Genomic DNA, 12,131 nt, shown 5'->3' on the forward strand with positions numbered 1-12,131 from the left:
CTGCGCTCCAGCAGGCGTACACCCAACTCACGTTCCAACCGCTGTATCTGCTGGCTCAACCCCGATTGCACGATGTGCTCGTGCATGGCCGCCCGGCCGAAGTTCAGTTCCTCGGCGAGCGTCACGAAGTAGCGCAGCTGGCGTAACTCCATGCCCGAAGCTCCCCGTCATCCACACGTCTCTACGGTGCGATGCTCCACGTCGCTACGGTGCGATGCTCCCAGTTTCGCAAGGTCGGAGGTCTGTGATGACGACCGAGGAACACCAGCCCGCAGGCTGGTTGACGGTGGCCGCCATCCCCCCGGTGGCCTTGCCCGCCGGCCCTACGCCTGATCGGCGGCGCGCCGCAGCTCCTCAATATCGATCTTCTTCATCGCCAGCATCGCCCGCATGGCGCGCTGGGACCGCCCGGAGTCGGGATCGCCGAGCACCTCGCCCAGCGCGGCCGGAATGATCTGCCAGGAAAGCCCGTACCGATCCTTGAGCCAACCACAGGAGCCCTCCTGGCCGCCGTCGGACAGCCTGCTCCAATACTCGTCGACCTCTCCCTGAGAACCGCAGCTGACCTGCAACGAGATCGCCTCGGAGAACGTGAACTCCGGCCCGCCGTTCAGTGCGACGTACTCCTGCCCGTCCAGCATGAAGGTGACGGTCATGACTGTGCCCTCTGGACGGGGTCCGTCCTGGCCATAGCGAGTGACATCAAGGATCTTTGAGTTCGGGAAAATCGACGTATAGAACTCGGCAGCCTCTTCCCCCTGGGTGTCGAACCACAGCCACGGCGTGATCTTGGACATCGCCCGATCCTTTCTCTCCGGTCGTCAACCATGTCCAGTCTGCCCGACCGTGATGGCGCTGACAGGTCGGTGACCGCCATCGCGCGGCGCTCCAGCCCCTTCGCCCGGCACGCTCCGCTCAGGAACCAAAGGATGTGAACCGGATGCTTCTCCAGCAGCATCGGATTCACATCCTTTCGTAACCACCAACGGGATGCCGGCAGCGGCCCTGGGCCGCACCGGCCGCCGTCAGCTGCCGATGGTGAAACGCAGGGTGGCCAGTCCCCCGACGACGAGGCAGTACACGGCGAACGGGGTGAGGGTGCGGGTCTGGAAATAGTTGGTGAGGAAACGTACGGACAGGTAGGCGGCGGTGCCGGCGACCAGCATCCCGACGATGACCTGGCCGTGGATGTGGCTGCCGGCGTCACCGGCGAGGGCCGGGAGTTTCAGGAGGCCGGCGGCGAGGATGACGGGGGTGGCGAGCAGGAAGGAGAACCGGGCTGCGTCCTCGTGGTCAAGGCCGCGCAGCAGCCCGCCGACCATGGTGATCCCGGACCGGGAGATACCGGCGAACAGCGCGAGGGTCTGGAACAGGCCGATGACGCCGGCATCCCGGTAGGCGAGCCGGTCGAGGCTGCGGTGTTCGGCCACCACCAGGCCCTGGTGCTCGGTGACGACGTCGCCGTCATCGGTGCCCTCACCGGCGCCCTCACTGGCAGCACCGGCACCGGCACCGGCACCGGCTGTGGGTACGGGATGTGCGTGGCGGGTTTCCGCGGCGCGGCGCAGCCGTTCCCCGGCGAGCAGGATGACGCCGTTGAGGGTGAGGAACAGCGCGGCGGCCAGCGGTTTGGCGAACAGTGTCCGGAAGGTGTGTTCGAGGACGATGCCGGTGAGTCCGACGGGGACTGTAGCAATGATTAGTAGCCAGGCCAGCCGCTCGTCCGAGGTGGTCACGGTACGCGTGCGTACCGTGTTGACGAAGGCACGAATGATGCGGGCCCAGTCGGACCGGAAGAAGATGAGCAACGCGACGGCGGTCGCGACGTGCAGCGCGACGATGAACGCCAGATAGGGCGACTTCTCGCTGGTCGAGGACGCCGATTCGGTGACGAGGTGCTTCCAGCCTCCGCCGATCACCGCGGGAACCAGCACGGAATGCCCGAGGCTGGACACCGGGAACAGTTCGGTCACGCCTTGCAACAGCCCGGTGACAATCGATTGGGTGTAGGTGAGGTCACTCACGGTTCTTCTCGTCTCCAAGCTGGTGGACATGGGCGGCCGGGTGTGCTGGACGTTGGGTGTGCTGGACGTGGCGCAGCCGTTACCACCGGTACATTACTACGACGTTGTCGTATGCTACGACGAGACGTCGTGGCTACGGGATGGCGGGGTTGCATGGGCGACCGGGTGGACAGTCGTCGGGCCCGCCGGGCACGAGGCGCGCTGGAAAGCGAGGTGCTGGCCGCGCTGTGGGCCACCGACGAGCCGGTGACCCCGGCCGCCATTCAGCAGTCCCTCGGCGGCGATCTCGCCTATACGACGGTGACGACCATCCTCACCCGGTTGGCGGAGAAGGGCCTGGCCGAACGGATACCGACCGGCCGTGGCTACGCCTGGCGGGCGGTGGCCGCGCGCGAGGAGCTCGCAGCCCGGCAGATGAAGGCCCTGCTGACCCGGGGGGAGACCCCGACCGCGGTGCTGCAGCGGTTCGTCGAACAGCTCAGCCCCGCCGAAGGCGCGGTCCTGCAGGCCCTGCTCGCCGGCCAGGCAGCACCCACAACGGGTCCGCCCGGGCCCGGCCCGCCCGACGGCGGGCGAGACAGGGACTGACGGGGTGGACCAGCCTCTGCCCGATCGTCGTCGCTTTTGTGCTGGTCCCTACGTCACCGGCAGGCTGGAAGGGGCGTAGCCTGCGGGCTGGAAGTGGCGTAGCCGCAGGCTGTTGGAGACGACGAACAGCGAGCTCAACGCCATCGCCGCGCCGGCGATCAGCGGGTTGAGCAGACCCGTGGCGGCCAGCGGCAGGGCGGCGATGTTGTAGGCGAACGCCCAGAACAGGTTTCCCTTGATGGTGGCGAGGGTGCGCCGGGCGAGAAGGATGGCGTCCACGGCCGCGCGCAGGTCCCCGCGGACCAGGGTGAGGTCGCCGGCTTCGATCGCGGCGTCCGTCCCGGTGCCCATGGCCAGACCGAGGTCGGCCTGGGCGAGCGCGGCGGCGTCGTTGACGCCGTCGCCGACCATCGCGACGACCCGGCCCTGCGCCTGCAACCGGAACACGACGTCGACCTTGTCCGTGGGGAGCACCTCGGCGATCACCTCGTCGATGCCGACCTGCGCGGCGACGGCGCGGGCGGCGCGGATGTTGTCGCCGGTGAGCAACACCGGGGTCAGACCGAGGTCGCGCAGCCCGCGGACGGCGTCGGCCGAGGTGGGTCTGACGGTGTCGGCGACGACGAGGACCGCGTGGGCGGCACCGTCCCAACCGGCGAAGACCGGTGTCCGGCCGTCCTGCTCGGCGGCCTGCGCTGCCACATCGAGTTCGTCGGGGATGTGGACCGAGCGGTCGGTCAGCAGCCGGCGGCGGCCGGCGACGACCGCATGTCCGGCCACGACCGCCTGCACGCCGAGTCCCTCGACGCTGCGGAAATCCGTCGCGTCCGGCAGGACGCCGACCCGTTCCCGTGCCCCGCGGGCGATCGCCCGGGCGATCGGATGCTCGGAGGCGTCCTCGACCGCGCCGACCAGTCGCAGCACCTCATCGGGGTCGACACCGGCGGCCGGCACCAGGTCGACCAGGCTCATCCGCCCGGTGGTCACCGTTCCGGTCTTGTCCAGGACGACGGTGTCCACCCGCCGGGTCGATTCCAGCACCTCCGGCCCCTTGATCAGAATCCCGAGCTGGGCGGCCCGACCGCTACCGACAAGCAGGGCGGTCGGCGTCGCGAGGCCGAGCGCGCACGGGCAGGCGACGATCAGTACGGCGACGGCGGCCGTGAATGCGGCCGTCGCCCCGTCACCGAGTGCGAGCCACACCGTGAGGGTGGCGACAGCGAGGACGATCACCACCGGGACGAACACCGCCGAGACCCGATCGGCGAGCCGCGCGATCGCGGCCTTCCCGCTCTGCGCCGCCACGACCAGCGTCGCCATCTGCGCAAGCTGGGTGTCCCCACCCACCCGGGTTGCCCGGACCACCAGCCGACCGCCGGCGTTCAGCGTGGCGCCGGTGACCGCGTCGCCCGGGCTGACCTCGACCGGTAGTGACTCGCCGGTGAGCATGCTCGCGTCGACCGCGGAGCGGCCTTCCTCGACCACCCCGTCAGTGGCGATCTTCTCCCCCGGCCGGACGACGAAGCGCTCCCCCACGGCCAACTGCTCCACGGGTAGCCGCTGCTCCCGGCCGTCGCGCAGGACCGCGACGTCCGTGACACCGAGCTCCAGCAACGCCCGCAGCGCGGCGCCGGCCCGGCGTTTGGCCCGTGCCTCGAAGTAGCGGCCGGCGAGGATGAACGTCGTCACCACCGCGGCAACCTCAAGGTAGATGCTGTCCGCGGCGCTGTCCCGGGCGGCCAGGAGCGTGACGTGCATCGTCATGCCCCGCTCGCCGGCATGGCCGAGGAACAGGGCGTACAGCGACCAGCCGAACGCCGCGAGCGTACCGATGGAGATCAGCGTGTCCATGGTCGCCGCGCCGTGCCGCAGGTTCGTCCACGCCGCACGGTGGAACGGGAACCCACCCCACACCACGACCGGCGCGGCCAGCGTCAGCGACAGCCACTGCCAGTTCTCGAACTGCAGCGCGGGCACCATCGCCAACAGCAGCACCGGCAGACTCAGCACCGCGGCGACGACCAGCCGGGTACGCAGCGGACCGGTCTGATCCGCCTGCGCTGCCCCGGTGGTCTCGCCGGCATCCCCGTCGAGGCTCGCCACCGCGCCGGCCGGCCGCTCCGTTCGCGGCTGGGGCACGAAGGCCCGGTAGCCGGCCTTCTCCACCTCGGCGATCAGGTCGGCTGCGGTGAGCCGGCCGGGGTGCACGACATGCGCCTGCTCGGTGGCGTAGTTGACCGCAGCGCTCACACCGTCGAGCCTGTTCAACCGCTTCTCGATGCGCGCCGCGCAGGACGCGCAGGTCATCCCCTCGATCGACAGGTTGGTGGCACCGCCGCCGACAGGCCGCGCGTCATCCACGGTCGCGCTCATCAAGAATCTCCCTCTGACCTCAGCGATCTTTCGACGCCAGCCCGGCCAGTGCGTAGCCGGCCTCATCCACGGCGGTGCGAACCGGCGCCTCGTCGAGCGGCTGTTCGCTGGTCACGGTCACCGTGCCGGCGGAAAGATCAACGGAAACGTCGCTGACACCCGCAAGGCGGCCGATCTCGCTGCGCACCGCGCTGACGCAGTGCGCGCAGGTCATGCCGACAACGGTGTAGGTGGATGTGATCACAGCTGGTTCCTTCCAAATCAGATGATCAATATCGGGGCGGGTCGACCAGGTTTCAGGTCAGGACCGGACCAGGCGGGCGATCGCCGCCGAGGCCTCCCGTACCTTGCGGTCGGCCTCGTCACCACCGGCCGCCGCGGCCCGCACGACGCAGTGCGTCAGGTGCTCATCAAGGAGGCCCAGCGCGACCGACTGCAGCGCCTTCGTCGCCGCCGACACCTGAGTCAGGATGTCGATGCAGTACTCCTCCTGCTCGACCATCCGCTGCAGCCCCCGGATCTGGCCTTCGATGCGGCGTAACCGCTTGAGGTGGTCGTCCTTGTTGCCGATGTAGCCATGACCGACGTCCATAAACCCTCCAACACCAATACCCACTAGGGGTATCCTGAGTCGAAACGCTATACCGGTACCAGGTATCGGTCAAGGAGCGGCCGGCAGGGAGCCGGGATCGCCAGGGCGAACCCGCGGAAGATCCCGGCTCCGGTCAGGTGACGGTCAGGTGACGGTCAGCCGACGGACAGGGTCACGGCGGCGGTGTGCAGTACCGCCGCGGTCTGGAACTGCACGAACACCCGCCAGTTGCCGGCTTTCGCCATCATCGCCTCGAAGGACAGCACCGGACCGCCACCCGCAGCGCTGGTCGTGCCCACCGGGTGCAGATGAGCGAAGGCAAGGTCGCCTTCGTGGAAGGCACTCAGGTGCGCGTAGGTGTCCAGGTAGGGCTGCAGGTCGGTGACGGGCGTGCCCTCCTTGGACACCGTGACCGTCAGCGTGTGCGCCGCCCCGGCCATCACCTCACCGGCCAGGGTCAGGGTGTAGCCGTCGACCTGTGTCGTGGTCGATGCGGGCGGCAGCGGCGTGACGGCGGACCTCCCGGCAACGGTGACCGGCTGGCTGAGGACCAGCGGCAGGTCCTGCCCCGAGCTGTTCGTGGTGATGAACGAGGCGTAGACCCGGTACGAGCCCGGCTGCACCGCGTCAAGGGGCACCGTCCAGGTACCGTCGCCGGCCATGGTCGGGTGCACGTGCTGGAAGCCGGTGAGATCGGACCGGACCAGATAGAGGTGCATCAACCTGGTCTGATCCGGCCTGAACGCGGTGACCGGTGCACCAGTTCCGCCCACGATCTGGAACCGGAACGAGGTCGGCGCATCGGCTGGCAGCGAGGACACAGCCGGGACGAACCGGAAACCGGATGCCTCGGCGGTCAGGCCGTCGCCCACCGGCTGTTCCGCCGTACCTGCCATACCTGCCATCCCGGCGTGCCCCGATGCAGACGGCGCCATCATCGTGGGCGCCATCATGGTGTGTTGCATCGTCGGCGTGGTCGTGGAACCACCGCCACAGGCGGTGACCGTCAGTCCGACGGCAACGGTCACACCGGCCGCCACGAACACGGACCGGACACGGGCGTGCGAACGCGACAAAATCGACATCGACATCAAGAATCTTCCCGGACGGCACGCGACGCTCGCGTGCGGGTGGACGGACACGTCAGCCGACCCGAGCCCTCGCTCCGGTCAGCGACGCCCTGTCACGTCCGGGACACGCACAACCTCACCAGCAGACACGAACCAGCCGGCGGTGGGGCGCGGCACCTATGACCCGCACGGTCGGCACCGGCGTTCCACAGCCGGACGGGCCACGCCCACGCGACCACGCCGAGCAGAAGGGCCAGCAGCCAGGCCAGCCCTGGCCGGGGAGGTGACGACACGCACAACGTGCCATGGCCGCGGCCATCACCTCTGACCACGGCCGGCGTCTGGGACACCGCGGACACTGCGGACAGTGCGGGAAGTGCGGGAAGTGCCTGGCCGGTGGCCGGGAGGTACATCGCCATCTGCGCCATCTGCGCCATCGCGGCGGCCTCGTGGCCGGTGGCCGAACCGTGTACCGCCATCCTCGACCCCGCCGCGGCGCCACCGCCTGGGCATCCCTGCCCGGCCAGCACGCCGTGCATGACGAACAACCCGGCCAGCACCACGTATGCCAGCACCAACCGGCCGGTCGCCCGCGCCGGTGCGGTCCTACTGCCCACGGGGCTCCCTTCCCGATCGGCATTCCCAATCGGCCTTCCCGATCGGAACCGGCAATCCGGGCCGCGCAAGCGGCGGCTCCGCGTGGCACGGCGACCACCTGACATCGTAGTCGATCTACGTGGGCACCGCTGCTCGCACGCTCGGTGCTTGCGACGCCCACTATTGCGAATTTCTTGCATCTGAGAATATTGTGCGTCTAGGTTGTGCTGTCGCCCCGCCGATGAAAGCAGGTCGCTCATGACCACGCGCTCGCTCGCCACGCTCCCCCCGGCCGGCTCGTCCACGTCCCGGTGGCAACGTGTGCGCGGCTCCATGACCCGCCGTGAGTGGAGCCGCACGGCCGGCATGGCCGCGTTCATCCTGGCCCTGCACGTGATCGGCTGGTTCGTCCTCGTCGCAATCGTCGCGCCAGAGCACTACAGCCTGGGGACCAAGACCTTCGGCGTCGGTATCGGGGTGACCGCCTACACCCTGGGGATGCGCCACGCCTTCGACGCCGACCACATCTCGGCCATCGACAACACCACCCGTAAGCTCATGAACGACGGCCAGCGACCGCTGTCGGTCGGCTTCTGGTTCTCTCTCGGCCACTCCACCGTCGTCTTCGCGCTGGCGTTCCTGCTCTCGCTGGGCGTCAGAAGCCTGGCCGGTCCGGTAGGTGATGAGAACTCCGAGCTGCACAACGTCACCAGCCTGATCGGCACCACCGTCTCCGGCATCTTTCTCTATATTATCGCGATCATCAATATTGTTATCCTTGCCGGGATCTGGCGTGTCTTCCGGCAACTGCGCACCGGCGTCTTCGACGAGGCAGCGCTGGAGGACCAGCTGAACAACCGCGGCTTCATGAACCGTCTACTGGGCCGGTTGATGAAATCAATCACCAAACCCTGGCAGATGTACCCGTTGGGCGTGCTGTTCGGCCTCGGTTTCGACACCGCCACCGAGATCGCCCTGCTGGTGCTCGCCGGCTCCGGCGCCGCTTCCGGCCTACCGTGGTACGCGATCCTGTGCCTTCCCGTCCTGTTTGCCGCGGGAATGAGCCTGCTCGACACCGTCGACGGATCGTTCATGAACTTCGCCTACGGCTGGGCATTCTCAAAACCGGTCCGTAAAGTTTACTACAACCTCACCATCACCGCACTGTCGGTGGCTGTCGCCGTCATCATCGGCACCATCGAACTCCTCGGGCTCATCGCCGAGAAACTCTCGCTGCACGGTGCATTCTGGGACTGGATCAGCGGCCTGGATCTGAACATCGTCGGTTTCGTCATCGTCGGTATGTTCTTCGCCACCTGGGCTATCGCGCTGGCTGTGTGGAAAATCGGCCGTATCGAGGAGAAATGGACCGTCGACAGCTGATTGCGCCCGGCAGGAGGGAGGGTCGCGGCGTCGCGGGTCGATCCCGGGCAGGCCGGGCTCCACGACCAGCCGGCGATCGCCCGTCCCCGGTGCCAGTCGGGTTCGCAGTCAGTCGGGTTCGCCGAGATCGAGTTGGAACCAGACGGTTTTGCCGGTGCGGGTGGGTCTGGCGCCCCAGTCGGCGGCGAATCCGGCAACGAGTTGCAAGCCTCGACCGCCTTCGTCGTCGGCGGCGGGGTGCAGAAGGCGGGGGACACGGCTGTCGTTGTCGGAGACTTCGACATAGAGGGCGTGGCGTCCCCGGCGGATAGCGAGTTCGAGGGGGGTGGCGGCGTAGCGGATGGCGTTGGTGACCAGTTCACTGACGAGAAGTTCGGCGATGTCGAGGAGCTCGGGGAGTTTCCATTCGGTAAGGCTGGTGGTGGCGACACTACGGGCGATCTTGGCGGCGCGGGGTTCCGGGGTGAGGACGACGGTGTTGGTGTAGGCGGTGGTCGGAGTGGCGGCGTGGACGAGGAGAAGTGCGACGTCGTCGTCATAGCCGTCGGTGCGGTCGAGGAATGTCAGAAGCCGGTCAGCGGTGGCGTCCAGGGTGCCGGGGCGGGCCAGGACGCGTAGGAGGTGGCCGGTGCCTTCGTCGATGTCGATGGTGGCGGATTCGACGAGTCCGTCGGTGAACAGGGCGAGGGTAGAGCCCACGGGGAAGCGGTAGCGGGTTTCGGTGACGGTCTGGCGGCCGACGCCGAGGATGACGTCGTGGGTATCCCCACCGCCGTCGAGGAGGTGGACCTGGCCGTCGGGGTCCCGCATGGCAGGGGGCAGGTGGCCGGCGTTGGCCACGGTGATGCTGGCGGTGGCGGGTTCCCAGATGGCGTAGATCGCGCTGACGAGCGTGCCGTCGGGCCCGGTTCCGATCGCGCGAACAAGATCGTCAAGGTTGGTGAGTACATCGGCGGCGGTCAGGTCGAGGGCGGCGAAGGCGCGGACGGCGGCACGTACCTGGCCCATGGCGGCGGCCGCGGTCAGGCCGCGGCCCATGACGTCGCCGATCACCAGGGCGACCCGCCCTGCGGACAGCGGGATGACGTCGAACCAGTCGCCGCCGACCTCGGTGCCGGCGGTTCCGGGTTCATAACGCCAGGCGACGTCCAGGCCTTCGACGGTGGGTACGTCGCCGGGCAGCACGCTGCGTTGCAAGGTAATCGCGGCGGCGCGTTGCCGGGCGTAGGCGCGGGCGTTGGCGATCGCGGACGCGATCCGGCTCCCCAACTCCCCGGCGGTCCGCGCGTCCACGTCGGTGTAGATCCGCCCGGACGGACCCAGGCCGAAGTGGACGACACCGTGAAACTCACCCCCCGCCACCAGCGGCACTGCCAGGCCGGAACGGATACCGAAATGCCGGTGATAGTCCTCTGTGCCGGGAATCGCAATGCGGTCGACCATTTCCTGGTCGAACGTCAAATGGATGGGGCGCCCCAGCGTGAGCGCGAGGTGTCCAGGAGTACCAGGCCACATCTTGAGAAGGCGTCCGGCGGTGGCGTCAGCTCCGGGCAGGGGCGGAGCCCCAGGCAGGTGCGCCCAGACCACTCTGCGCATCAGCAGCGGGTGCGGCCTCGCGTCGGGGTCCATCGGCTCGTCGGTCAGCAGGACCACGCACTCGTCGGTGAACTCCGGGACGACGAGCTCGACCAGCTCCTGCAGGGTCGCAGCCAGGTCCAGCGACGCTCCGACCAGCCCGCTGGCCCGGCCGAGCAGCCGCAGCCGCCGCTCCACCGCATCACGCTCGGCTTCTGCCCTACGCTGATCGGTGACATCGACCACCGCCTGACCGACCGCTACCGTTGCGCCGCAACAATCCCGCAGCGGGTAGCAGGAGACACGGTGGATGCGTTCCTCGGGCCAGCGGAGCCGGGTCACGTCGATGATCTCCACATCGAGGCTAGCCTGCCCGGTCGCCAGTACGTGGCGGGCCATGTCCCATGCGGCGGACGCCACCTCGGGCATCACCGCGGGTGCGGGCCTGCCCACGATCTCCTCGGCGGTCAGCCCAGTCAGCGCGAGCATCGCCTGGTTTACCCGAAGTACCCTCAGCTCGCGGTCAAAGATCGTCAGGGCGATCGGGACAACCTCGAACAGCTCACCGGCTAAGGCCGACACAGCCAGCTTCCCCGACCCCGCCGTGGTGGGCGGTCCCGGGGGACCCGACTGGCTGTTCATCGATTCATCGACGTGTTGTACCCCCGAAGCCGTGGCGTCGCATCCAGGTGCTCGTGCACTTCCCGTGCTCGTCGGCACCAAACGTCCAGGTGGCCGCCGCGCTGATGCAGGGCCGGGTCCCGTGACACCTCCCCGGCCGCCTACCGTGCGTCACCAACCGTTCTGGACGTCGGCGGGACCCCGGTCGCCGGCCGAACTCGCCAACGCCGGCCCGGGGACTCCGGTAGGTCATCCATGTATTACGCGGACGCGATCCGCATCGAGTTCGGGTTGTGACACTGCGAACCTAACGTCGCAGCAGCGTCCCTGGCCTTCGGACCGGTCGAGCAACCTCGTGCCGACAAACCGGTGGCGACCTGCGTCGCCGTCAGCTGCCGCCGCAGGGCAACGCTGGCAACCCTGTCGGGTGCAGACTGACCATGTGGACACCATGGACTATCCGAACCTGATCCGCCATGAGGGCGAGGCGCTGCTGAGCGCCGTGACCGGCAACCTCGACCGCCCGGTGCCCACATGTCCCGGCTGGGATGCCCGCCGGCTTGTCGGTCATGTCGGACGTGTGCTGGAGGCCCAGACGACCCACATACGCCGGGCGACGACGCAGCCGCCGGAGCGGGTCGGACCGCCGCCGACCGACGACACCGAACTGATCGACTACTACCATCAATGTCTCGACCTGGCGGTCGACATCCTCACCTCGGTCGACGCCGACCTGCCCGCGTGGAACTTCACGCTGGCGCCGAAGATCGCCCGATTCTGGCCCCGCAGGCTGGCACACGAACTGCTCGTACACCGGTACGACGCGGCGAACTGCGCCGGCCTGACATGGACGGTCGAGCCGACCTTCGCCGCTGACGGGGTGGACGAGGTGCTCACCGTCCTGCTTCCGGCCGCCAGGGCGGCCGGGGTGATGCCGGTCGCCGCCGACGGAAGCGCGCACGTACACCTCACCGACACCGATGGGGAATGGCTGGTCCAGTTGGACGGCACGACGGTCGAGGTGAGCGTCGGCCACGCGAAAGGGGACGGGGTGCTGCGCGGACCGGCCGACAAGGTACTGCTGGCGCTGTGGGGACGGGTGGCGCCGGACTCGGACGGCCTCACAGTCCTCGGTTCCGCAGAACTCATCCAAGCACTGCTGCCTGGGCGGTGACACAGGGTGTCCGGGATGGCGGATTCGACGCCGATTCCGGCCGCTCTGAATAGCACGCCGGCGGGATAGCAAGAACCGCAACGTGGCTGTTGACAGGTATTCGCCGCAGCAGCGAAGATTCGACCATGGCGACT

The 12,131-nt window shown here is 68.5% G+C and carries 12 protein-coding genes; 3 read left to right on the forward strand and 9 right to left on the reverse strand.

Features of this window, described 5'->3' with window-relative positions:
• From U9977_RS20415 to U9977_RS20425, 3 genes are all read right to left on the reverse strand, one after another.
• Positions 1–152 (reverse strand): LysR family transcriptional regulator (locus U9977_RS20415; protein ID WP_322750904.1); only part of this gene is annotated, 152 nt, incomplete at its 3' end.
• A 171-nt stretch (positions 153–323) separates the two neighbouring features.
• A complete protein-coding gene (locus U9977_RS20420; protein ID WP_322750893.1) occupies positions 324–797 on the reverse strand; it encodes a VOC family protein in 474 nt (157 codons plus the stop codon).
• Positions 798–1,025: 228 nt separating this feature from the next.
• On the reverse strand, positions 1,026–2,024 hold the full coding sequence (locus tag U9977_RS20425; RefSeq protein WP_322750894.1) for an undecaprenyl-diphosphate phosphatase: 999 nt from the start codon (positions 2,022–2,024) through the stop codon (positions 1,026–1,028).
• 165 nt (positions 2,025–2,189) lie between these two features.
• Here U9977_RS20425 and U9977_RS20430 point away from each other — a divergent pair, with 165 nt between their 5' ends.
• Positions 2,190–2,612 (forward strand): BlaI/MecI/CopY family transcriptional regulator, encoded by a 423-nt coding sequence (locus tag U9977_RS20430; RefSeq protein ID WP_322750895.1) that lies wholly within the window; start codon positions 2,190–2,192, stop codon positions 2,610–2,612.
• Positions 2,613–2,660: 48 nt separating this feature from the next.
• On the opposite strand, the gene U9977_RS20435 is transcribed toward U9977_RS20430, so the two are convergent.
• The 5 genes from U9977_RS20435 to U9977_RS20455 all read right to left on the reverse strand — a co-directional run bounded on the left by U9977_RS20435 (position 2,661) and on the right by U9977_RS20455 (position 7,264).
• Positions 2,661–4,985 (reverse strand): heavy metal translocating P-type ATPase, encoded by a 2,325-nt coding sequence (locus U9977_RS20435; protein ID WP_322750896.1) that lies wholly within the window; start codon positions 4,983–4,985, stop codon positions 2,661–2,663.
• Positions 4,986–5,004: 19 nt separating this feature from the next.
• Positions 5,005–5,229: a heavy-metal-associated domain-containing protein gene (locus tag U9977_RS20440; protein ID WP_322750897.1), complete on the reverse strand. Its 225-nt coding sequence runs from the start codon at positions 5,227–5,229 to the stop codon at positions 5,005–5,007.
• Between the two features lie 57 nt (positions 5,230–5,286).
• Positions 5,287–5,577: a metal-sensitive transcriptional regulator gene (locus tag U9977_RS20445; RefSeq protein WP_322750898.1), complete on the reverse strand. Its 291-nt coding sequence runs from the start codon at positions 5,575–5,577 to the stop codon at positions 5,287–5,289.
• Positions 5,578–5,732: 155 nt separating this feature from the next.
• On the reverse strand, positions 5,733–6,473 hold the full coding sequence (locus U9977_RS20450; protein WP_322750899.1) for a hypothetical protein: 741 nt from the start codon (positions 6,471–6,473) through the stop codon (positions 5,733–5,735).
• Positions 6,474–6,760: 287 nt separating this feature from the next.
• Complete coding sequence (locus tag U9977_RS20455; protein WP_322750900.1) at positions 6,761–7,264, reverse strand: hypothetical protein; 504 nt, start codon at positions 7,262–7,264, stop codon at positions 6,761–6,763.
• Between the two features lie 313 nt (positions 7,265–7,577).
• Between U9977_RS20455 and U9977_RS20460 the strand changes: the two genes are divergently transcribed.
• Entirely contained in the window at positions 7,578–8,627 is a 1,050-nt protein-coding gene (locus tag U9977_RS20460; RefSeq protein WP_416210153.1) for a HoxN/HupN/NixA family nickel/cobalt transporter, read from the forward strand.
• Between the two features lie 108 nt (positions 8,628–8,735).
• Here U9977_RS20460 and U9977_RS20465 read toward each other — a convergent pair whose 3' ends face one another.
• Positions 8,736–10,784 (reverse strand): SpoIIE family protein phosphatase, encoded by a 2,049-nt coding sequence (locus U9977_RS20465; protein WP_322750902.1) that lies wholly within the window; start codon positions 10,782–10,784, stop codon positions 8,736–8,738.
• Between the two features lie 490 nt (positions 10,785–11,274).
• Between U9977_RS20465 and U9977_RS20470 the strand changes: the two genes are divergently transcribed.
• A complete protein-coding gene (locus U9977_RS20470) occupies positions 11,275–11,997 on the forward strand; it encodes a maleylpyruvate isomerase family mycothiol-dependent enzyme (protein ID WP_322750903.1) in 723 nt (240 codons plus the stop codon).
• Positions 11,998–12,131: the final 134 nt, after the last annotated feature.

Source organism: Protofrankia sp. Cas8, assembly GCF_963555845.1.
Lineage (GTDB): Bacteria > Actinomycetota > Actinomycetes > Frankiales > Frankiaceae > Protofrankia.